This is a genomic window from Streptomyces sp. NPDC104831, from assembly GCF_055583025.1.
Genome location: NZ_JBVJOT010000001.1, coordinates 262,793 through 284,012 on the forward strand (window position 1 = coordinate 262,793; position 21,220 = coordinate 284,012).

General features: G+C 72.9%; 19 protein-coding genes and 1 riboswitch. Of the genes, 11 read left to right on the plus strand and 8 right to left on the minus strand.

Annotated features, from left to right (window positions below; translation table 11 throughout):
* Positions 1–38: 38 nt before the first annotated feature.
* The 3 genes from ACZ63H_RS01260 (at position 39) to ACZ63H_RS01270 (ending at position 3,942) form a co-directional block, all read left to right on the plus strand.
* On the plus strand, positions 39–698 hold the full coding sequence (locus tag ACZ63H_RS01260; protein ID WP_469860976.1) for a LuxR C-terminal-related transcriptional regulator: 660 nt from the start codon (positions 39–41) through the stop codon (positions 696–698).
* A gap of 261 nt (positions 699–959) precedes the next feature.
* Positions 960–2,888 carry a 2-oxoacid:acceptor oxidoreductase subunit alpha gene (locus tag ACZ63H_RS01265; RefSeq protein WP_469860927.1) on the plus strand — a complete coding sequence of 643 codons (1,929 nt, stop codon included), beginning with the start codon at positions 960–962 and terminating at the stop codon, positions 2,886–2,888.
* Positions 2,881–3,942: a 2-oxoacid:ferredoxin oxidoreductase subunit beta gene (locus ACZ63H_RS01270; protein ID WP_469860929.1), complete on the plus strand. Its 1,062-nt coding sequence runs from the start codon at positions 2,881–2,883 to the stop codon at positions 3,940–3,942. Before ACZ63H_RS01265 ends, ACZ63H_RS01270 begins: the two co-directional genes overlap by 8 nt.
* A 13-nt stretch (positions 3,943–3,955) precedes the next feature.
* On the opposite strand, the gene ACZ63H_RS01275 is transcribed toward ACZ63H_RS01270, so the two are convergent.
* Positions 3,956–4,378 (minus strand): winged helix-turn-helix transcriptional regulator, encoded by a 423-nt coding sequence (locus ACZ63H_RS01275; RefSeq protein WP_469860931.1) that lies wholly within the window; start codon positions 4,376–4,378, stop codon positions 3,956–3,958.
* A gap of 95 nt (positions 4,379–4,473) precedes the next feature.
* Between ACZ63H_RS01275 and ACZ63H_RS01280 the strand changes: the two genes are divergently transcribed.
* The 3 genes from ACZ63H_RS01280 to ACZ63H_RS01290 all read left to right on the plus strand — a co-directional run bounded on the left by ACZ63H_RS01280 (position 4,474) and on the right by ACZ63H_RS01290 (position 6,951).
* Positions 4,474–5,328, plus strand: coding sequence for an SDR family oxidoreductase (locus tag ACZ63H_RS01280; RefSeq protein WP_469860933.1), 855 nt, complete (start codon positions 4,474–4,476; stop codon positions 5,326–5,328).
* A gap of 147 nt (positions 5,329–5,475) precedes the next feature.
* A complete protein-coding gene (gene rarD, locus ACZ63H_RS01285) occupies positions 5,476–6,432 on the plus strand; it encodes an EamA family transporter RarD (protein WP_469860935.1) in 957 nt (318 codons plus the stop codon).
* Between the two features lie 51 nt (positions 6,433–6,483).
* Positions 6,484–6,951: a VOC family protein gene (locus ACZ63H_RS01290; RefSeq protein ID WP_467932619.1), complete on the plus strand. Its 468-nt coding sequence runs from the start codon at positions 6,484–6,486 to the stop codon at positions 6,949–6,951.
* Between the two features lie 43 nt (positions 6,952–6,994).
* On the opposite strand, the gene ACZ63H_RS01295 is transcribed toward ACZ63H_RS01290, so the two are convergent.
* Complete coding sequence (locus ACZ63H_RS01295; protein ID WP_469860937.1) at positions 6,995–8,104, minus strand: hypothetical protein; 1,110 nt, start codon at positions 8,102–8,104, stop codon at positions 6,995–6,997.
* 209 nt (positions 8,105–8,313) lie between these two features.
* Here ACZ63H_RS01295 and ACZ63H_RS01300 point away from each other — a divergent pair, with 209 nt between their 5' ends.
* Positions 8,314–8,931, plus strand: coding sequence for a flavodoxin family protein (locus ACZ63H_RS01300; RefSeq protein WP_469860939.1), 618 nt, complete (start codon positions 8,314–8,316; stop codon positions 8,929–8,931).
* Here the strand turns inward: ACZ63H_RS01300 and ACZ63H_RS01305 are convergent.
* The 4 genes from ACZ63H_RS01305 to ACZ63H_RS01320 all read right to left on the minus strand — a co-directional run bounded on the left by ACZ63H_RS01305 (position 8,928) and on the right by ACZ63H_RS01320 (position 13,520).
* Positions 8,928–9,812 carry an ABC transporter permease gene (locus tag ACZ63H_RS01305; RefSeq protein WP_469860941.1) on the minus strand — a complete coding sequence of 295 codons (885 nt, stop codon included), beginning with the start codon at positions 9,810–9,812 and terminating at the stop codon, positions 8,928–8,930. The genes ACZ63H_RS01300 and ACZ63H_RS01305 overlap by 4 nt on opposite strands.
* Entirely contained in the window at positions 9,799–10,887 is a 1,089-nt protein-coding gene (locus ACZ63H_RS01310) for an ABC transporter ATP-binding protein (protein WP_469860943.1), read from the minus strand. The genes ACZ63H_RS01305 and ACZ63H_RS01310 overlap by 14 nt, the downstream gene beginning before the upstream one ends.
* 33 nt (positions 10,888–10,920) lie before the next feature.
* Positions 10,921–12,120 (minus strand): LolA family protein, encoded by a 1,200-nt coding sequence (locus tag ACZ63H_RS01315; RefSeq protein WP_469860945.1) that lies wholly within the window; start codon positions 12,118–12,120, stop codon positions 10,921–10,923.
* Positions 12,121–12,509: 389 nt separating this feature from the next.
* Entirely contained in the window at positions 12,510–13,520 is a 1,011-nt protein-coding gene (locus ACZ63H_RS01320) for a polyprenyl synthetase family protein (RefSeq protein WP_467932627.1), read from the minus strand.
* A gap of 588 nt (positions 13,521–14,108) precedes the next feature.
* Positions 14,109–14,289, plus strand: a riboswitch (cyclic di-AMP (ydaO/yuaA leader).
* 2 nt (positions 14,290–14,291) lie between these two features.
* Between ACZ63H_RS01320 and ACZ63H_RS01325 the strand changes: the two genes are divergently transcribed.
* Positions 14,292–14,780, plus strand: a complete 489-nt coding sequence (locus ACZ63H_RS01325; protein ID WP_469860947.1) for a transglycosylase SLT domain-containing protein — start codon at positions 14,292–14,294, stop codon at positions 14,778–14,780.
* Between the two features lie 28 nt (positions 14,781–14,808).
* On the opposite strand, the gene ACZ63H_RS01330 is transcribed toward ACZ63H_RS01325, so the two are convergent.
* Positions 14,809–15,621: an HAD family hydrolase gene (locus tag ACZ63H_RS01330; protein ID WP_469860949.1), complete on the minus strand. Its 813-nt coding sequence runs from the start codon at positions 15,619–15,621 to the stop codon at positions 14,809–14,811.
* Positions 15,622–15,925: 304 nt separating this feature from the next.
* Here ACZ63H_RS01330 and fahA point away from each other — a divergent pair, with 304 nt between their 5' ends.
* Positions 15,926–17,143, plus strand: coding sequence for a fumarylacetoacetase (gene fahA / locus ACZ63H_RS01335; protein ID WP_469860951.1), 1,218 nt, complete (start codon positions 15,926–15,928; stop codon positions 17,141–17,143).
* Between the two features lie 192 nt (positions 17,144–17,335).
* Positions 17,336–18,274 carry a M56 family metallopeptidase gene (locus ACZ63H_RS01340; protein WP_469860953.1) on the plus strand — a complete coding sequence of 313 codons (939 nt, stop codon included), beginning with the start codon at positions 17,336–17,338 and terminating at the stop codon, positions 18,272–18,274.
* A gap of 28 nt (positions 18,275–18,302) precedes the next feature.
* On the opposite strand, the gene recQ is transcribed toward ACZ63H_RS01340, so the two are convergent.
* On the minus strand, positions 18,303–20,300 hold the full coding sequence (gene recQ / locus ACZ63H_RS01345) for a DNA helicase RecQ (RefSeq protein ID WP_469860955.1): 1,998 nt from the start codon (positions 20,298–20,300) through the stop codon (positions 18,303–18,305).
* A 210-nt stretch (positions 20,301–20,510) separates the two neighbouring features.
* Here recQ and ACZ63H_RS01350 point away from each other — a divergent pair, with 210 nt between their 5' ends.
* Complete coding sequence (locus ACZ63H_RS01350) at positions 20,511–21,110, plus strand: Uma2 family endonuclease (RefSeq protein ID WP_469860957.1); 600 nt, start codon at positions 20,511–20,513, stop codon at positions 21,108–21,110.
* The last annotated feature ends 110 nt before the right edge of the window (positions 21,111–21,220 follow it).

The following is a 21,220-nucleotide window of genomic DNA, read 5'->3' on the forward strand; positions in this document are numbered from 1 at the left end:
ATCGCGCTGTGGGGGACCGGAAGATCGTGGAGGACAGGGTGCGAGTGGTCATCGCCGAGGACTCGGTGCTGCTCAGAGAGGGCCTGACCCGGCTGCTGACCGACCGCGGGCACGACGTCGTGGCCGGCGTCGGCGACGCGGACGCGTTGGTGAAGACCATCGCCGACCTGGACGGCCGCGGCGAGCTGCCCGACGTGGTCGTGGCGGACGTGCGGATGCCGCCGACGCACACCGACGAGGGCGTCCGCGCGGCCGTGGCGCTGCGCCGGCTGCACCCGGGGCTCGGGGTGCTCGTGCTGTCGCAGTACGTGGAGGAGCGTTACGCCACCGAGCTGCTGGCCGGTTCCAGCCGGGGCGTGGGCTATCTGCTCAAGGACCGGGTCGCGGACGTACGGGAGTTCGTCGACGCGGTGGTGCGGGTGGCCGAGGGCGGCACGGCGCTGGACCCGGAGGTGGTCGCGCAGCTGCTCGGCCGCAGCCGCAAGCAGGACGTGCTGGCCGGGCTGACCCCCCGGGAGCGCGAGGTGCTCGGGCTGATGGCGGAGGGACGGACGAACTCGGCGATCGCCCGGCAGCTGGTGGTCAGCGACGGCGCCGTGGAGAAGCACGTCAGCAACATCTTCCTGAAGCTCGGCCTGGCCCCGAGCGACGGTGACCACCGGCGGGTACTGGCCGTGCTCACCTATCTGAACTCCTGAGCGGGCCCCTCGGGCAGGCCCTGGAACAGGGCCCGTACGGGGCGGCCGCGGGAGCAAACCTGAAGACGCGCGGAAGCGCCGTGAGCGGCGCTTCCGTGATGCGGGACATGATGTGAAGCCAGCGCGACAGGCCCTCTCGAAAACGGCATCCGATCCGCGGATGGCCTCGGGAGGGCGACCCTGACCGACGTAGGGTTGATCCTGGGATGGTCCGTGGGACGACCAGGCCCCGGACAGCCGCCTCGAAGGAGGTCCAGTTCAGTGACCAGCCAGGTCAGCAGCCCAGCGGAGCAGACCGACGGAACCGTCGTGGGAGAGCAGCGCAAACCGGGCGAAGCGAAGGACGTGCGGCGCCTGGACCGGGTGATCATCCGGTTCGCGGGGGACTCGGGTGACGGCATGCAGCTCACCGGTGACCGGTTCACCTCGGAGACCGCTTCCTTCGGCAACGACCTCTCCACGCTCCCGAACTTCCCCGCGGAGATCCGTGCCCCCGCCGGCACGCTGCCCGGGGTCTCGTCCTTCCAGCTCCACTTCGCCGACCACGACATCCTCACCCCCGGGGACGCGCCGAACGTCCTGGTGGCGATGAACCCGGCCGCCCTGAAGGCCAACGTCGGCGACCTCCCGCGCGGCGCCGAGATCATCGTCAACACCGACGAGTTCACCAAGCGGGCCCTGCAGAAGGTCGGTTACGCGAGCGACCCGCTGCACGACGGCTCCCTCGACGGCTACCACCTCCACCCCGTGCCGCTGACCACCCTGACGGTGGAGGCGCTCAAGGAGTTCGACCTCTCCCGCAAGGAGGCCGAGCGCAGCAAGAACATGTTCGCCCTCGGTCTGCTGTCGTGGATGTACCACCGGCCCACCGAGGGCACCGAGAGGTTCCTGAAGTCCAAGTTCGCCAAGAAGCCGGAGATCATGGCGGCGAACATCGCCGCGTTCCGGGCGGGCTGGAACTTCGGCGAGACCACGGAGGACTTCGCGGTCTCCTACGAGGTCGCCCCGGCCGCCAAGGCGTTCCCCGTGGGCACCTACCGCAACATCTCCGGCAACCTCGCCCTGGCCTACGGCCTGATCGCGGCCTCCCGCCAGGCGGACCTGCCGCTGTTCCTGGGCTCGTACCCGATCACCCCGGCCTCGGACATCCTGCACGAGCTGTCCCGGCACAAGAACTTCGGGGTGCGCACCTTCCAGGCCGAGGACGAGATCGCGGGCATCGGCGCCGCGCTCGGCGCGGCCTTCGGCGGCTCCCTGGCCGTGACCACCACCTCCGGGCCCGGCGTCGCCCTGAAGTCGGAGACGATCGGGCTGGCGGTCTCGCTGGAGCTGCCGCTGCTGGTGGTGGACATCCAGCGCGGCGGCCCCTCCACGGGCCTGCCGACCAAGACCGAGCAGGCCGACCTGCTCCAGGCGATGTACGGGCGCAACGGCGAGGCCCCGGTGCCCGTCGTGGCGCCGCGCACCCCGGCGGACTGCTTCGACGCCGCCCTGGAGGCCGCCCGGATCGCGCTGACCTACCGCACGCCGGTGATGCTGCTGTCGGACGGCTACCTGGCCAACGGCTCCGAGCCGTGGCGCATCCCGGAGCCGGAGGAACTGCCGGACCTGCGCGTGCGGTTCGCGCAGGCGCCGAACCACACGCTGGCCGACGGCAGCGAGGTGTTCTGGCCGTACAAGCGGGATCCGCAGACCCTGGCCAGACCGTGGGCGATCCCGGGCACCCCGGGCCTGGAACACCGCATCGGCGGCATCGAGAAGCAGGACGGCACGGGCAACATCTCCTACGACCCGGCCAACCACGACTTCATGGTCCGCACCCGGCAGGCCAAGATCGACGGCATCGACGTACCGGACGTGGAGGTCGACGACCCGCACGGCGCGACGACGCTCGTCCTCGGCTGGGGCTCCACCTACGGCCCCATCACCGCCGCCGTACGACGGCTGCGGACGGCCGGCGAATCGATCGCCCAGGCCCATCTGCGCCACCTCAACCCCTTCCCGCGCAACCTCGGCACGGTCCTGAAGGGCTACGACAAGGTCGTGATCCCCGAGATGAACCTCGGGCAGCTCGCCACCCTGATCCGGGCGGAGTACCTGGTGGACGCCCACTCCTACAACCAGGTCAACGGCATGCCGTTCAAGGCGGAACAGCTCGCCGCGGCGCTGAAGGAGGCCATCGATGACTGACGCCACCAACGGGCTGCTCCAGCTGGTCCCCAAGGCCGAGGCCAAGCAGTCGATGAAGGACTTCAAGTCGGACCAGGAGGTGCGCTGGTGCCCCGGCTGCGGTGACTACGCGATCCTCGCGGCCGTGCAGGGCTTCATGCCCGAACTGGGCCTGGCCCGGGAGAACGTCGTCTTCGTCTCCGGCATCGGCTGCTCCTCCCGCTTCCCGTACTACATGAACACCTACGGGATGCACTCCATCCACGGCCGCGCCCCCGCCATCGCCACGGGCCTGGCCACCTCCCGCCGCGACCTGAGCGTCTGGGTCGTCACCGGCGACGGCGACGCCCTGTCCATCGGCGGCAACCACCTCATCCACGCCCTGCGCCGCAACGTCAACCTGAAGATCCTGCTGTTCAACAACCGGATCTACGGCCTGACCAAGGGCCAGTACTCGCCCACCTCCGAGGTCGGCAAGATCACCAAGTCCACGCCGATGGGCTCGCTGGACGCGCCCTTCAACCCGGTGTCGCTGGCGATCGGTGCCGAGGCGTCCTTCGTGGCCCGCACCATCGACTCCGACCGCAAGCACCTGACCGAGGTGCTGCGCGCCGCGGCCGCCCACCCGGGCACCGCGCTGATCGAGATCTACCAGAACTGCAACATCTTCAACGACGGCGCCTTCGACGCGCTGAAGGACAAGCAGCGGGCCGACGAAGCGCTGATCCGGCTGGAGCACGGGCAGCCGATCCGGTTCGGCGCCGACGGGGCGAGGGGCGTCGTGCGCGACCGGGCCACCGGCGACCTGGAGGTGGTCACCGTCACCCCGGAGAACGAGGCGGACGTCCTGGTCCACGACGCCCACGCCGCGTCGCCGACCACCGCCTTCGCCCTGTCCCGGCTCGCCGATCCGGACACGCTGCACCACACCCCCATCGGTGTGTTCCGCTCGGTCGAACGGCCGGTCTACGACACCCTGATGGCCGAGCAGCTCGACACCGCCGTGGAACAGCGCGGCAAGGGCGACCTCGCCGCGCTGCTGGCGGGCGGGGACACCTGGACGGTCGTCGGCTGACCCACCCGCCGACTCACGAGGCCCGGGACCGCGCGTCCCGGGCCTCGTCGTACGCCCGGCGGGCCTCCTCGACCCGGTCCATGCGGTCGCGCGTCCACCGGGCGAGGGCCCGCACCTGCTGTGCCGCCTCGCGGCCGAGTCCGGTGAGCGAGTAGTCCACGCGGGGCGGGATGACCGGCCTGGCGTCCCGGTGCACCAGTCCGTCGCGCTCCAGGGTCTGGAGGGTCTGGGTGAGCATCTTCTCGCTGACGGCCCGGCCGGCCGACACACCGACCGCCCGGCGCAGCTCGCTGAACCGGTGGGGCCGCTCCAGCAGCTCGATCAGCACGAGGACGCCCCAGCGGCTGGTGACGTGCTCCAGGACGAGGCGGTACGGGCACCGCGCCTCGGCGTCCGCCCCGCCCTCGCCCACCGGCCCACTCTCGCTTACCGACATGCCAGTACCTTACTTCAAAGTGGGTACTTTCTAATCTACAGCGCCACCTTTACAGTGAGTGTCATCAAGGCATCCCACCAAGGAGTCGCGGAATCATGAGCATCGTCGTCACCGGAGCCACCGGCCACCTCGGCCGCCACGTCGTCGAGCAGTTGCTGGAGAAGGTCCCGGCGGAGCGGATCACCGCCGTCGTGCGGGACCCGGCCAAGGGCGCCGACCTCGCCGCGCGAGGCGTGCGGCTGGCCGTCGCCGACTACAACACTCCCGAGACCCTCGACGGCCTGTTCGCGGCCGGCGACAAGGTGCTGCTGATCTCGGGCAGTGAGGTCCACAAGGACCGGGTGCGCCAGCACACGGCCGTCATCGACGCGGCGAAGGCGGCCGGCGTGGCGCTGCTCGCCTACACCAGCGCCCCCGGCACCCTGACGGCCGCGCTGGCGGACGACCACCGGGCCACCGAGAAGGTGCTGCTCGCCTCCGGCGTGCCCTACACCCTGCTGCGCAACGGCTGGTACCACGAGAACTACACCGAGCACCTGGCGCCGGTGCTGGAGCACGGCGCGGTGGTGCAGGCCGCCGGCGACGGCCGGGTCTCCTCGGCCGCCCGTGCCGACTACGCCGCCGCCGCGGTCGCGGTGCTGACCGGCGAGGGCCACGAGAACGCGACGTACGAGCTGGGCGGCGACGAGGCGTGGAGCTTCGCCGAGTACGCGGCCGAGCTGAGCCGGCAGACCGGCCGGGAGATCGCCTACCGGCCGGTCTCGGTGGAGGACCTCACCGGCATCCTGACCGGCGCCGGGCTGCCCGCTCCGGTGGCCGGGCTCCTCGCGGCCGTGGACGCCTCGATCGCCGAGGGCGAACTGGTCGTCCCCTCCGGCGACCTGTCCCGGCTGGCCGGCCGTCCCACCACCCCGCTGGCGCAGGCGGTCGCGGCCGCGCTGAAGGGCTGACCCGGTCCGGCCGGGGACCGCGCCACACCCGCACCACCCTCCCCTGTCATGACCGTATGACGATACGAACATGACATCGGAGGGTGCCCGGCGCTACCTTCGTGCTCGCGCGACCGCACGGTTCACGCGAGCACGAAGGAGGGGCCGGTGGCCGGGAAGTCCGAGGGTGAGCACCGTACAGGTCTGCTGAACGGTTTCGCCGCCTACGGGATGTGGGGCCTGGTGCCCCTGTTCTGGCCGCTGCTGAAACCGGCCGGGGCCGCGGAGATCCTCGCCCACCGGATGGTGTGGTCCCTGGTGGTGGTCGCCGTCCTGCTGCTCTTCGTGCGCCGCTGGGCCTGGGCCGGGGAGCTGCTGCGCCGGCCCCGGCGGCTCGGCCTGGTCGCCGTGGCGGCGGCCGTGATCACCGTCAACTGGGGCGTGTACATCTGGGCGGTCAACGCGGGCCACGTCGTGGAGGCCTCGCTCGGCTACTTCATCAACCCGCTGGTCACCATCGCGATGGGCGTGCTCCTCCTCAAGGAGCGGCTGCGGCCCGTGCAGTGGGCGGCGGTCGTGGTCGGCCTCGCCGCCGTCGTCGTCCTGACCGTCGGCTACGGCCGCCCGCCGTGGATCTCGCTCTGCCTCGCCTTCTCCTTCGCCACCTACGGGCTGGTGAAGAAGAAGGTCGACCTCGGCGGGGTGGAGTCACTGGCCGCCGAGACCGCGATCCAGTTCCTGCCGGCGCTCGGCTACCTGATCTGGCTGGCCGCGCGGGGGAACGCCACGTTCGCGGCGGAGGGCGCCGGACACGCCGCGCTGCTCGCCTCCACCGGCCTCGTCACCGCGGTGCCGCTGGTCTGCTTCGGCGCGGCGGCGATCCGCGTGCCCCTGTCCACCCTGGGCCTGTTGCAGTACCTGGCCCCGGTCTTCCAGTTCCTGCTCGGCATCCTCTACTTCCACGAGGCCATGCCGCCCGAGCGGTGGGCCGGGTTCGCGCTGGTCTGGCTGGCGCTGGTGCTGCTCACGGGCGACGCGCTGCGCTCCTCCCGGCGCCCGCGCCGGCTCCCCCTGCCGGCGCCCCGCCCCGCCGAGACCCCCGCGTCGGCCCCGGCCGACGTCTGACCTGGACGGAAGGGGCCCTTCCGTCCGGGCCGGCGGCTATAAGTGGGAGCCATGACCACACAGGCGCCCGCCCCACTGCACTGGAAACTCGTCATCGACGCGGCCGACCCGCACGGCCAGGCCGACTTCTGGGCCGCCGCGCTGCACTACACCGCCGAGGACAACAGCGCCCTCGTCGAACGGCTGCTGTCCGCCGGCGCGCTGCCCGGACAGGCCACCGTCGAGTACCACGGGCGGCCCGCCTTCCGCGACCTGATCGCCGTACGGCACCCCGACGACCCGTACGACCCCGAGACCGGCACCGGGCTCGGCAGGCGGCTGCTGTTCCAGCGGGTGCCGGAGGCGAAGACCGGCAAGAACCGTCTCCACCTCGACCTGCACGCCGGCCCCGGGCGGCGCGCGGAGGAGGTGGCACGCCTGGAGGCGCTGGGCGCCCGGGTGGTACGGGAGGTGCGCGAGCCCGGAGGCGAGTGGGTCCTGATGCGGGACCCGGAGGGCAACGAATTCTGCGTGCAGTAGCCCCGCGGACCGCGCCCGGGAGCGGGGTCCGGGGCTTGGGCCGCTACGCCTGTGCCGCCCCGGCCGCGCGGTCGGCCAGCCGGACCATGCGGGCGCGGGCGGCCTCCAGCGGGCGCGGATCGTCCGCCGCGGGACCCGGCTCGGCGGCGAGGTCCGCCCACAGGTCGACCAGGTCGCGGCCCAGCCGCAGGCCCTCCTCGGGGTCGCGCACGGCACGCCAGGCGGTCGCCGCGCTCCGCACGTTGCCGTAGGCGGCCTCCCCGTCCCGGGCCTCGCGGCGCAGCCGGGCGAGGTCCAGGGACAGCCGGCAGGCGCGCACCGGGTCGTCCGCCAGATAGGCGATGTAGGCGGACAGCTCGCGCACGTGCAGCACCTCGGCGTGGTGCGGGCCGAACACGGCCGACGCCTCGGCGAGCGTCCGCTCGGCCAGCTGGGCCGCCGCGTCGATGCGGCCCGCCCGCACGGCCTCGTTGATCCGGCCCAGCGGCTCGGCGAGCAGCTCCGCGCCCTCGGCGGTCTCGGTCAGCGGCCCGTCGCCGAGCACCTCCTCGGCGACCGCGTCGAAGCCGCGGGCCGGGGTGTGGACGGGCGCCGGCTCGTCGACGGGCGAGCCGAAGACCGAGGCCAGGTCCGCGCCCGCGTACGAAGCCGTACGCCCGCCCGATCCGGCCCCCGTGCCCGAGGCCGCCGCACCCGCACCCGGGGCCGTGCCCGCGCCCGGGCCCGGCGTGGCCGGCGCGGTGGCGGGGGCCGGCCGGGGGTCCATCACGGGCGGGGGCCCGAAGCCGCCGGCCGGCGTCCGCTCGGCGGTGCCCGGCGCCGTCGCCTCCACGGGCGCCGCGCCCGGTGCCCGGCGCGCGGCCAGCGGGACCGGTTCGCCGGTCATCCGGCTGGAGCCGTCCGCCGAGACCTCCAGCGGGACCACACAGCCCGCGAGGTCGTCGTGGACGGTGGCCCGTATGGGGGCGCCGACGCTGATGGCCAGGCTCTGCAGGCGGTTCAGCACGGCCTGCCGGATCTCCTCGCCCGGCGCCGCGACGACCGGCACCCCGTCCACCGAGGCGCTCCCCGTGCCGTGCACCCGGACGGGCACCGCCGCCGGATACTCCGCGGTCCGCGGCGCCCGCTTCTTCTCGAAGCTGAGTCCAGCCATCGGTGTCCCTCCAGTCCCCCGGCGTCGCGATCCGGTCGTACGCATCCTGTCCACCAGTGTGTCGGCTACCCACGCCCGCCGCGTCACCGCGGCGTCACAGCCTCGCACCAGCCGCCTCGGCGGCATAAACCCTGGCGCCAGTTAGTTGCGCATGCATAAAATGCACACGCCTTGTTCGTTGGTACGACCTGACGCACCTGGGGGACCACATGGACCGCCGTTTTCTCTTCGTCCTGGGCAGCGCCCGCACCGGGGGCAACACCGGGCTGCTGGCCCGCCGGGCCGCCGAGCAGCTCCCCGACGGAGTCGAACAGCGCTGGATCGACCTCACGGAACAGCCGCTGCCCGACTTCGAGGACCTGCGGCACGACAGCGACCACGTACGGCCGCCGTCCGGCACCCCGGCCGGTCTGCTGCTGGACGCCACGCTCGCGGCCACGGACATCGTGATCGCCTCACCGGTGTACTGGTACTCGGTCTCCGCCCAGACCAAGCGCTACCTGGACCACTGGTCCGGCTGGCTGCGCACCCCGGGCCTGGACTTCAAGGCGCGGATGGCCGGGCGCACCCTCTGGGGCGTCGCCGCGCTGGCGGACGAGGAGCTGTCCGTGGCCGACCCGTACTCCGGCACCCTGCGCAACTCGGCCGCCTACATGGGGATGCGGTTCGGCGGGGTGCTGCTGGGCAGCGGCAGCAAGCCCGGGGACGTGCTGAGCGACACCGGTGCGCTGGCGCGCGCCAAGACGTTCTTCGCGCAGGACGCGCCCCTCGCCCGCTTCCCGCACGAGACCGCCGGTGCCGTCGCCGCCCCGGGCGGCGGCCTCTAGGCGGTGATGTCCTTCGCCGTGAACCGGGCCCAGGCCGCCGAGCCGAACACGGCCGCGTACAGCGCCTGGAGCCCGAGGTCGCGCAGCAGGTCGTCCCAGTAGACGGGGTCGCGCATCAGGTCGGCGAACGACAGCCAGTAGTGCGAGAAGAGGTACGGCTGCACCGCGTGCAGCTGGGGTATCTGGTCGACGATCTGCACGGTGATGAGCAGGCCGACCGTGGTCGCCATCGCCGCGATGCCGCTGTTGGTGAGGGTCGACACGAACAGGCCGACGGCCGCGATCCCCACCAGGGAGGCCGCGACGACCAGGGCGATCAGCAGCGCGCGGGCCAGCCCCTCGCCGAGGCCGATCCGGGTGCCGGAGATCGTCGTCAGCTCGCCGAGCGGGAACAGCAGCGCGCCGACGGCCAGCGCCGAGACGGTGACCACCAGGGTGGCCAGCAGGCAGAAGGCCAGCACGGTGGCGTACTTGGTCAGCAGCAGCCGGGTGCGGCCGGCCGGGGCCACCAGCAGATAGCGCAGGGTGCCCGCGCCCGCCTCCCCGGCGATCGCGTCGCCGGCGACGACGCCGACCGCCATCGGCAGGAAGAACGGCAGGGTCGCGGCCAGCGCGGTGAACACCAGGAACAGCCCGTTGTTGGTGATCTGCGCGATGAAGGCCGGGCCCTCGCCGCTTCCGCCGCTCACCCGGCCGCCGCCCCGGGTCTCGATCCGCACCGCGATCCCGACCAGCACCGGCACCGCGGCCAGCACCCCGAGCAGGGCGAGCGTGCGCCACCGCCGGACGGTGGTGACGAATTCGCCGCGCAGCAGCCCGAGGGCCCACAGCGGGTTCGGCCGGCGCACGGCGACGGCCTCGGACGGCTCAGCCCGCGACATCGAAACCCTCCCCGGTCAGCGCCACGAACGCGTCCTCCAGCGAGGCCCGTTCGACGGTCAGGCCCCGGACCCGGACCCCGGCCGTGACCAGGGCCGCGGTCACCTCCGCGAGGTCCCGGCCGGGCGGTTCGCCGGTGACCCGGTCGCCGTCCGCGGTCACGTCGCCGACGCCCAGCTCCTTCAGCACCCGGGCCGCCTCGGCGGGGTCCGGGGTGGTCACCACCAGCCGGCCGCGGGCCCCGGCCGCCAGGTCGGCCACCGCGCCCTGGGTGACGAGCCGGCCTCGCGCCATGACCGCCGCGTGGGTGCACACCTGCTCGATCTCGTCCAGCAGGTGGGAGGAGAGGAAGACGGTCGTGCCGTCGGCGGCCAGTTCCCTGACCAGGGTGCGGATCTCGCGCATGCCCTGGGGGTCGAGGCCGTTGGTGGGCTCGTCCAGGACGAGCAGCCGGCGCGGCTGGAGCAGCGCGGCGGCCAGGCCCAGGCGCTGCTTCATGCCGAGCGAGTACGCCTTCGCCTTCTTGCCGGCGGCCGCCGCGAGGCCGACCCGGTCCAGCGCGGCGGCCACGCGCGCGCGCCGGGTGCGCGGGTCGGCGGTGGGGTCGGCGGAGTCGAAGCGCAGCAGGTTGTCCCGGCCGGAGAGGAAGCCGTACAGGGCGGGGCCCTCGATGAGCGCGCCGACCTGCGGCAGGACCGTACGGGCCGAGCGGGGCATGGGGCGGCCCAGCACCCGGACCGTGCCCGCGGTCGGCTCGATGAGGCCCATCAGCATGCGGATGGTGGTGGTCTTCCCGGAGCCGTTCGGGCCGAGGAAGCCGAAGACGCTGCCCGCCGGGACGGCCAGGTCGAGACCGTCCACGGCGAGCTGCCCGCCGCGGTAGCGCTTGGTGAGCCCGCGCGTGTCGATGACACTCGCCGGGCCGCCCTCCGGCACGCCCCCGCGCTCGTCCCCCGGGGCGTCCCGTTCCGGCGCACGCGCCGGGGACGGGCCCTCAGGCGGGCGCGCGGGCGGGTCTTCCGGAGCGCGCGCAGGCGTGCGCTCCGCAGCGCGGTCCGCGGTGGACGGCTCGTCCATCGGCTTCCCCTCGTTTCGTCGGTCCCGGTGGGGTCACTTCCCCGCGTCGGCCGCCTTCACCAGGGTCTCCTTCGTCACCAGGCCGGCGTACACCTTGCCGTCGTCGGTGATCAGGGCGTTGACCAGGCGGGTGGAGAAGACCGTGCCCTTTCCGAACTTCCCCGAGACCGGGTCGCCGAGCGAGCCGAGGAAGCCGCCGAGGGCGCCCTCCTGGGAGCCGGTCGGCAGGCCGCCCTCGGCGCCGGTGTCGAGGCTCGCGACGGACGTCCAGCCCTTGCCGAGAACGTTCAGCCCCTCAAGGCCCCCGGCGAGGTCCTCGCCGTGCTTCGGGGCCGGCGCCTTGGCCGCCGTGTCCTTCTCCTCGGTGACCCTCGCGCCCTTCGGCGGGGTGAAGTCGAAGACGGAGGCGGCCGGCCGGGCGAAGGAGACCTGGGTGAAGCCGGCGTCGACGACGGCGGCCCCGCCGCTCCTCGGGGTGAGCGTGAACTTCAGCGGCGTCCACGTCTTCGCGTCCACGGCGATGCTGATCGCGCCGACCGTGGTGCCGGACTGCCGGGGCCGGATCAGCAGCTTGTAGGCGTCGCGGCCGGCGACCTGCGCGGTGCCGTCGACGGTGACGGACGTGGTGCCGTCCACCGCCTTCAGGGCCTCGTCGGCGAAGTCCTTGGGCGTGGCCGGCGGCTCGGCCCGGCGCTCCCCGCCGGATCCGGCCGCGGTGGAGTGGTAGACCTCGTTGCTCTTGCTGTCGTAGCCCCAGACGTCCTCGCCGCGGTGGATGAGGCTGTACTCGGCCCCGCGTTCCAGCAGCGACACCTTCTGCCGGTCCGGGCCGTCGGCCGCGATCCGCAGGGTGTGCATGCCGGACGCCAGCTCGGTGAACCGGGACTTGGGGTCGGCGGAGGAGCCGTCCCCGGGGCCGTCCTGGCCCCTGCCGGAGAGCAGGCCGTCCTCCAGGCCGCCGAGGTCGGGCAGACCGAGGTCCGTGGTGATCTTCACGGTGCCGGACAGCTGCTGCACGTCCGACCGGGCCATCTTCTCGATCAGCTGCTGTGCGGTGATCTTCGGCAGGTCGGGGTCGCCGGAGTCGGCGAGCGCCGGGACGAGCCCGATCGTGGCCGCCGCCACCCCCACCACCGCGACCGGGACGGCGTACCGGGCGGCTGTGCGCCGGCCGGAGCGCGGGTCCTCGTCCCGCGCGGCGCCCACTGTGTCGTCGGATTCGTACGGTGCCATGTGTGCCTTACCTCCGTCGTCGGCGGCGGCCGTTCTCACGCTGGTCAACCCTGAGCCGCCATTCTCACCCGAATCGGTGAGGAGTGGTGATGTCCGTGGCTTCCATATGACCAAATCGGCGGCGCGGAAGCGTCAGCCCTCGGAGGCAACCGCGTCTACGCCTGCGGTATGACACCCGACGGCCGGATCCTCCCCGACCCGTAAGGGTCGTGGGGGCTGCGGCCGTACGAGGGACGGGGCCGGGCGGAGACCAGCCCGTGACGGTACGCCCGCAGTCGTACGGCGGTACGACGGCCGGGCGGGGTGTGACCGTACGAACGTCAGCCGAGCGGGTGATACGGAGGTCGCCCGGAGGCGCTCCGGGGCCGGCCGGTGGGGCCCCGGTGCGGTCAGCCGGCGCGGTGGACCACCGCGTCGCACAGCTCCACCAGGGCGGCCTTGGCGTCGCACTCCGGCAGCGGGGCGAGCGCGGCCCGCGCCTCCTCCGCGTACCGGACGGTGTCCCGGCGGGCCTGCTCCAGCGCGGGGTGGGCGCGCAGCGCGGCCAGCGCCCGGGCGTGCCGGGCGTCGTCGCCGAGGTCGGAGTCCAGCAGCTCGCACAGCGCGATGTCCTCGGCCAGCCCGAGCCGGGCGGCCCGCTCGCGCAGCCGGAGCACCGGCAGGGTCGGGATGCCCTCGCGCAGGTCGGTGCCCGGGGTCTTGCCGGACTCGTGGGAGTCGGAGGCGATGTCCAGGACGTCGTCCGCCAGCTGGAAGGCGACGCCGAGCCGCTCGCCGTACTGGGTGAGCACGTCCACGACCCGCTCGCCCGCGCCGGACATCATCGCGCCGAACCGGCACGACACCGCCACCAGGGAGCCGGTCTTGCCGGCCAGCACGTCCAGGTAGTGCTCGACCGGGTCACGGCCGTCCGAGGGGCCGGCGGTCTCCAGGATCTGCCCGGTGACCAGCCGTTCGAACGCGAGGGCCTGCACCCGGACCGCCTCCGGGCCGAGGTCGGCGAGGATCTGGGAGGCGCGCGCGAAGAGGAAGTCGCCGGTGAGGACCGCGACGGAGTTGCCCCAGCGGGTGTTGGCGCTGTCCACCCCGCGGCGCACGGCCGCCTCGTCCATGACGTCGTCGTGGTACAGCGTGGCCAGGTGGGTCAGCTCCACGACCACGGCCGAGGGCACGACCCCCGGCGCGTACGGGTCGCCGAACTGGGCGGCGAGCATCACGAGCAGTGGCCGGAATCGTTTCCCGCCGGCCCGTACGAGGTGCTGCGCGGCCTCGGTGATGAACGGGACCTCGCTCTTGGTGGCATCGAGCAAGCCTTCCTCGACAGCCGCCAATCCGGCCTGGACATCGGCTTCGAGAGCCTGGTCCCGCACGCTCAGCCCGAACGGCCCGACGACGGTCACGAGGGGTCTCCTGTCTGCTGGTGTCTGCTGGCGATTACACGGTTTGTCGATAGGTCGCTGCCATCACTCAAGTCAGCGTATCCGGTCCTGTTTCGATCACCGATAGCGCCCACCGGTCCAGCTCGGGTGGTACCGGACCATGACCGGCATGGTTTTGATCACACGGTAATAAGGGACATATATCGACTTAACAGTAATCCGGATGCCGTGTCGCGACCTCTCCGCACCTTCCTCACCCCCGCCCTCCCCTCGCCGCCTCCACGGCAACGACGGGCATCACGTCCCGGGTTCCACCACGACTCGGACTTCGGACCCGAATCCCACTAATCCCCCATGTCTGATTTGAAGTCTTTTGCTATTTCGTGAATTGGGTCACGCGCCCGATCGGCCCACCCCTCGCGCCCCACCCCCCTCAGACCCTTGCCCCGTCGGCCAGTTGGGGATTGGCGATCGCAAAGGATCAAGTACCTCATACGGAGTCGATCAAGTTCAAATGGCGCATTGCGGGAATCCGGTACTTGTTCCCGACATGTGCTCTCGCATACGTTCCGGGCCGTCGGGCGGACGCCTAATCCTGCCGCCGTCCGCGAAACCCATTCACGAACTCATTCGTACGGCAGGAGCGGGGGACCCAGGTAAGTCGCCGCGCCGGACGGCATGCGCCGCGCCGGCACGGCTCGGGGTGAAGCCGTGCCTCCTCCCGGGCACGGCCGGGCGCCTCCCCGCCCGAACCCGACAGCTCACCTCGCAGGCGCCGGAGAGGAACTTTCGATGCCTGCTGCCGCTCAGCACCGCCGTACCCGGAACGCCCGCCTCGTCCGCGCCCTCGCCGCCGCCTGCACCGGCGCCGCCGTCCTCGCCCTGCCGCTCATCGGCGCGGGCAGCGCCCTCGCCGCCCCCGCCGCGGCCCCGGCGGTGTCCACCACCCCGGCCGGATACCCGAACACCCTCGACGGCTGGATCCGCGAATCGCTCGCGATCATGGCCGAGAAGAACATCCCGGGCACCTACAACGGCATCCACCGCAACATCATCCGGGAGTCCTCCGGCAACCCTGCGGCCATCAACCTCTGGGACTCCAACGCGGCCAAGGGCATCCCGTCCAAGGGGCTGCTCCAGGTCATCGACCCGACCTTCAACGCGTACCACGTCGCCGGGACGTCCTTCGACATCTACGACCCGGTCGCGAACATCACCGCCGCCTGCAACTACGCGGCGGACCGCTACGGCTCCATCGACAACGTCTTCGGCGCCTACTGACCGGCCCGGCCGCCGCCCCTCCCCGTGGTCAGGCGGCCGGGAACAGTCTCTCTAGGACGACGGCGACCCCGTCGTCCTCGTTCGACAGCGTGACCTCGTCGGCCACCGCCTTCAGCTCCGGATGCGCGTCGGCCATGGCGACACCGCGCGCCGCCCAGCGGAACATCGGGATGTCGTTGGGCATGTCGCCGAAGGCGAGGGCCCCTTCGGCGCCGACCCCCAGCCGCTCGGCGGCCAGCGCCAGACCGGTCGCCTTCGTCACCCCGCTCGGCTGGAGCTCCACGGTGCCCGGCCCCGACATGGTGACGCTCGCCAGCGAGCCCACCGCCGAGCGCGCCACGGCCGCCAACTCGTCGTCCGACAGCTCGGCGTGGCGCAGCAGCACCTTGCTGATGGGCTCGGCCCACAGCTCGGCACGCCGGCCGATCCGGACCGCGGGCAGCGTCGGGTGCGGCATCCGGTAGCCCGGCTCGATGAGCGTGAGCCCGTCCACGCCGTCCTGGTCGACCGCCGCGTACACCTGCCCCACCTCCGCCTCGATCTTGCCGAGCGCGGTCTCCGCCAGCTCCCGGTCCAGCCGGACCGACCACAGCAGACGGCCGGTCCGGGCGTCGTAGACCTGCGCGCCCTGACCGCACACGGCCAGTCCGGTGCAGCCGAGGCGCGCGAGCAGGGGCCGTACCCGGGGCGCCGGGCGGCCGGTGACCACCAGGTGCCGGGCCCCGGCCCGCGCCACCCGGGCGAGCGCGGCGAGCGACCGGTCGGAGACGGTGTCGTCGCCGCGCAGCAGCGTCCCGTCCAGGTCAGTGGCGATGAGGGCATATGCCGGGGAGGGTGCCATGCCCAGAGAATACGGACACCGGGGCCCGCCGACTCACCCCTCGTTCCCCGCGATCGCACACCGCGTGGCCCCAAGTCGCCCCCGCGCAAAGCCCGATGACGGTGGCGCGGCGCCACCCGGGGCCGGCGAGCGGCCGCACGGCCGTCATGTCCCCCGGTCGGCCCCGACGGTGGGAGCGGCCCTCCCGGCCACCCCGTACGCCCCCCGAGGCACTGCCCATGACACGCGTGTCGGCCGTAACGTGTGGCCCGACCACATGGAACGCTTCGCCATGCATGGCACGGATGAGAGTGAGGCAGCACCCATGCCCCCCTTCGACGTCCCCGAGGGCGACCCCTTCGGCCCGCACAACCTCCCCTACGGCGTGTTCTCGCCCCTCGGCAGCACCGAGCGGAGGATCGGCGTCCGGCTCGGGAACCACGTCCTCGACGCGGGCGCCGCGGCGGCGGCGGTCGACTCGCCCCACCAGGCGCTGCTCGCCGCCCCCACCCTCAACCCGCTGCTGGCCGCCGGCCGCGCCACCTGGTCCGAGGTACGGCACGCCGTCACGTCCTGGATCACCGACCCGGCCCACCGCCCGACGGTCGAGCCCCTCTTCCACCCCCTGCCCGAGGTGACCCTGCACCTGCCCTTCGAGGTGGCGGACTACGTCGACTTCTACGCCTCGGAGCACCACGCCCGCAACGTCGGCCGGATCTTCCGCCCGGACGCCGAGGACAGCCTCACCCCCAACTGGAAGCACCTGCCCATCGGTTACCACGGCCGCGCCGGCACGGTCGTCGTCTCGGGCACGGACGTCGTACGGCCCTCGGGACAGCGCAAGAGCCCCGCCGACCCGGCGCCCGTCTTCGGCCCGTCGATCCGGCTGGACATCGAGGCCGAGGTCGGCTTCGTCGTGGGCGTGCCCTCGCGGCAGGGCCGCCCGGTCGCGCTCGGCGACTTCCGCGAGCACGTCTTCGGGCTGTGCCTGCTCAACGACTGGTCCGCGCGGGACGTCCAGGCCTGGGAGTACGTCCCCCTCGGTCCGTTCCTCGGCAAGTCCTTCGCGACCTCGGTGTCGGCGTGGATCACCCCGCTGGAGGCGCTGGACGACGCCCGCGTGGCACCTCCCCAGCGCACGCACCCGCTGCTGCCCTACCTGGACGACACGGCGCCCGGCGTGGAACCCGGCGGCTACGACCTGCGGATCTCCGTCGCGGTCAACGGCCACGTGGTCTCCGAGCCGCCGTTCGCCACCATGTACTGGACCGCCGCCCAGCAGCTCGCCCACATGACGGTGAACGGCGCCTCGCTGCGCACCGGCGACCTGTACGGCTCGGGCACCGTGAGCGGCCCGGCCGCGGACCAGCGCGGCTCGCTGCTGGAGCTGACCTGGAACGGCCGCGACCCGCTCGAACTCCCGGACGGCGAGCGGACGTTCCTGGTGGACGGGGACGTGGTGACCCTGTCGGCCTGGGCGCCCGGACCGAACGGCGGCCGGGTGGGGCTGGGCGAGGTCACGGGCCGGGTCGTCGCGGACTGAGCCACGGCGCGGCGGGCGGTACCCGGACGGTCCGGACCGAGTCCGGCCGGATCGTCGCCGGCACCTGACTCGCACGCCCTTCTTCGCCATACTGACGGGGACACGCGCACGCACCCGGTGCGGCCGTGCGTCGCGTGCCCCGCACCACCCCGCACCCGCACCCCTCTTCCGACCAGGAACCGGAGCCCCGGCATGACCGTCTGCCTGCTCCTGCTGAGCGTCGTCGCCCTGACCGCCGCCGTGCCGGCGCCGCGCGCGCTGACCCGGGCGGCCTGGCCCGAGCGGGAACCCGTGGTCGCGCTGTGGGTGTGGCAGTGCCTGGTCGCCACCGTCCTGCTGTGCTGCCTGACCGCGCTGGTGCTGGGCGCGGCGGCCGTCTTCCACACCGTCCGCGACCGGGTGTTCGCCCCCGCGCCGCCCGCCGTCACCGCCGCCTACGACCTGTCCACCGCCCCGGTGTGGGCCGCCGCGCTCACCCTGCTGCTGGCCTGCGGGGCCGCCTGGACGACGGCGATGCTGGCCCGGGAACTCTTCGAGGCCCGCCGCAGCCGGGGCCAGGCCCGCGCGCACCTGCGCGAACGCGCCCCCGAGCTGCCGCCGGGGCTGCGGGCGCCGCGCGGGCCGATGCTGGTGCTGGAGGACGAGTACCCGGACGCCTGGTGGATGCCGGGACACCCGGCGCAGCTGGTCGTCACCACGGGGGCGCTGCACCGCCTCACCGACCTCCAGCTCGACGCCGTGCTCACCCATGAGCGCGGTCACGCCCGCGCCCACCACGACTGGCTGCTGCACCTGTCCACGGCGCTGGCCACGGGCTTTCCGCGGGTGCCGCTGTTCGCCCACTTCTGCGACCAGACGCACCGCCTGGTCGAGCTGGCCGCGGACGACGCGGCCTCCCGGCGCTGCGGGCACCTCACCACGGCCCTCGCCCTGATCGAGCTGAACCAGCACCGGGGCGTGCTGTCCTGCGACTCCAGCCGCCATCTGCTGGGCGAGCGGGTCGACCGGCTGCTGGAGCCGCCGCCCCGGCTGCTGCGCCGGCACCGGGCGCTGACCACGACGGTGGCCGCGCTGGTGCCGTTGCTGCCGCTGCTGATCACCTTCGCCCCCGGGCTGTCGGCGCTGTCCTGACGGCACCGCCCCGGCGGGCCGGGGCCGGCTAGACCCAGTCGGGCTCCGGCTCCGGCTCGCCGGACAGCTCGGGCCAGTCCGGGTCCGGTACGTCGGCGTCGGGCTCGGCGGACGGCACGGCTCCGTCCAGGGAGGCCAGCACCTTGAGGACGCCTTCGCCGTAGGTCGCCAGCTTCTTCTCCCCGACGCCGTTCACGGTGCCCAGCTCCCGCACCGAGCCGGGCCGGCGGAGCACGATCTCCCGGAGGGTGGCGTCGTGGAAGATCACGTAGGCCGGGACGCCCTGCTCCCGGGCCTGCTCGGCGCGCCAGGCCCGCAGTGCCTCGAAGGCGGGCAGCAGCGCGTCGGGCAGCTCGGCCGCGACGGCCTTGGCCTTGCCGCCGGAGGCACCGGAGCCACCGGCGGCGCGGGACCGGGAGGCGGCCGGCTTCTTCGGCTCCTTGCGCAGCGGCACCTCCCGCTCGCGGCGCAGCACCTCGCCGCTCGCCTCGGTGAGCACCAGCGTGCCGTACTCCCCCTCGACCGCGAGGAGCCCCTGCGCCAGCAGCTGCCGGATGACGCCCCGCCACTCGCCCTCGCCGAGGTCCTGGCCGATGCCGAAGACGGAGAGCTGGTCGTGGTCGAACTGGATCACCTTGCCGGTGCGCTTGCCGAGCAGGATGTCCACGATCTGCACCGCGCCGAACTTCTGCCCGCGCTCCCGCTGCAACCGCACCACCGTGGACAGCACCTTCTGCGCGGCGACCGTGCCGTCCCAGGTCTCCGGCGGGGTGAGGCAGGTGTCGCAGTTGCCGCAGGCCCCGGCGTCGGCGTCCTGGCCGAAGTAGGCGAGCAGCTGGCCGCGCCGGCAGCGGGCGGTCTCGCACAGCGCGAGCATGGCGTCGAGGTGCGCGGCGGCCCGGCGGCGGAACGCCTCGTCGCCCTCGCCGGACTGGATCAGCTTGCGCTGCTGTATGACGTCGTTCAGGCCGTACGCCATCCAGGCCGTGGACGGCAGTCCGTCGCGGCCCGCGCGGCCGGTCTCCTGGTAGTACCCCTCGATCGACTTGGGCAGGTCCAGGTGGGCGACGAAGCGTACGTCCGGCTTGTCGATGCCCATGCCGAAGGCGATGGTCGCGACCACGACCAGGCCGTCCTCGCGCAGGAACCGGGACTGGTGCGCCGCGCGCGTGGCCGCGTCCAGGCCCGCGTGGTACGGCACCGCCTCGATGCCATTGGCGCTCAGGAACTCCGCCGTGCGCTCCACCGAGTTGCGCGAGAGGCAGTAGACGATGCCGGCGTCCCCCGGGTGCTCCTCCCGCAGGAAGGCGAGGAGCTGCTTCTTCGGGTCGGCCTTGGGCACGATCCGGTACTGGATGTTGGGCCGGTCGAAGCTGGCGACGAAGTGCCGGGCCGCCGGCAGGTTCAGCCGCTGGGTGATCTCCTCGTGCGTGGCGCGGGTCGCCGTGGCGGTGAGGGCGATCCGGGGGACGTCCGGCCAGCGCTCGCCGAGCAGGGACAGGGCGAGGTAGTCGGGGCGGAAGTCGTGGCCCCACTGGGCCACGCAGTGCGCCTCGTCGATCGCGAAGACGGAGATCTTGCCGCGGGAGAGGAGGTCCAGCGTGGCGTCCAGGCGCAGCCGCTCCGGCGCGAGGTACAGCAGGTCCAGTTCGCCCGCCAGGAACTCGGCCTCGACCGTGCGCCGCTCGTCGAAGTCCTGCGTGGAGTTCATGAACCCGGCCCGCACGCCGAGGGCGCGCAGGGCGTCCACCTGGTCCTGCATCAGCGCGATCAGCGGGGAGACCACCACGCCCGTACCGGGTCTGACCAGGGCGGGGATTTGGTAGCACAGCGACTTTCCGCCGCCGGTCGGCATGAGCACGACGGCGTCGCCGCCCGTCACCACGTGCTCGATGATCGCCTGCTGCTCGCCCCGGAAGGCGTCGTATCCGAAGACCCGGTGCAGCGTGGCCAGCGCCTCGCTGTCGGCCGCGCCCGGCCCCTCGGTCACCTGTGGCATCTCGCTGACTCCGCCCATCACGCCCATCGTCCTGTCCCCGCCGGTCCCCCGTGTGCCGTCCCTCGACCGCTCCCTCAACGATAGGGGCCCGCACCGACAGCCCCGGAGTTGTCCACAGGCCGGCCGATGAATCTCACGTCAAGCACACGAGTGCCGTTCACACGTTCGCGGAAGACCTGCCCGTTTTCCGCCGATAGTCTGAACGCACCGGCGAGACTCCGTCCCATGGGAGCACTGATGAGCGTCGCACCGAAGGCGTCCGCGTCCAGCTGGCCGACCCCGCCGAAGGGCGGCTGGACCGCCGACGACCTGGACCGCCTCCCGAATCTTCCTCCGCATACGGAATTGATCGACGGGAGCCTGGTCTTCGTGAGTCCGCAGACCTTCTTTCATTCGCGCACTGTGAGCTTCTTCGAATGGCAGCTTCAGTCTCTCGCACCCGCCGATCTCGAGGTCGTCCGCGAGTTCACGATCGACATCGACCGGCAGAACAGGCCGGAGCCGGACGTGGTGGTGGTGCGCGCGGAGGAGGTGACTCCGAACGAGACACGCTTCCCGGCGGACGTCGTCGTCCTGGCCATCGAAGTCGTCTCCGAGGAATCCGTCTCCCGCGACCGCGAGACCAAGCCCCTCAAATACGCCCGCGCCAAGATCCCCCACTACTGGCGGGTCGAGAACGAGAACGGCCGGGCCGCCGTGCACGTCTTCGAGCTGGAGCCGACGACCGGCACCTATACGAGCACCGGCATCTTCCGCGAGCGGATGAAGCTGGACGTGCCGTTCTCGATGGACCTGGACCTCACCGGGATCAAGACGCGTCGCGACAGGGCTCGGTGACACCGTCGACAGGCCGCTGGCCGGGGCCCCCCCCCAAGGGGGGGGGGAGGGGGACGTTTTTTGGTGGGGGCCATGGGGAAAAAAAACCCCCCCCGCGGGGAAGGCGCGAC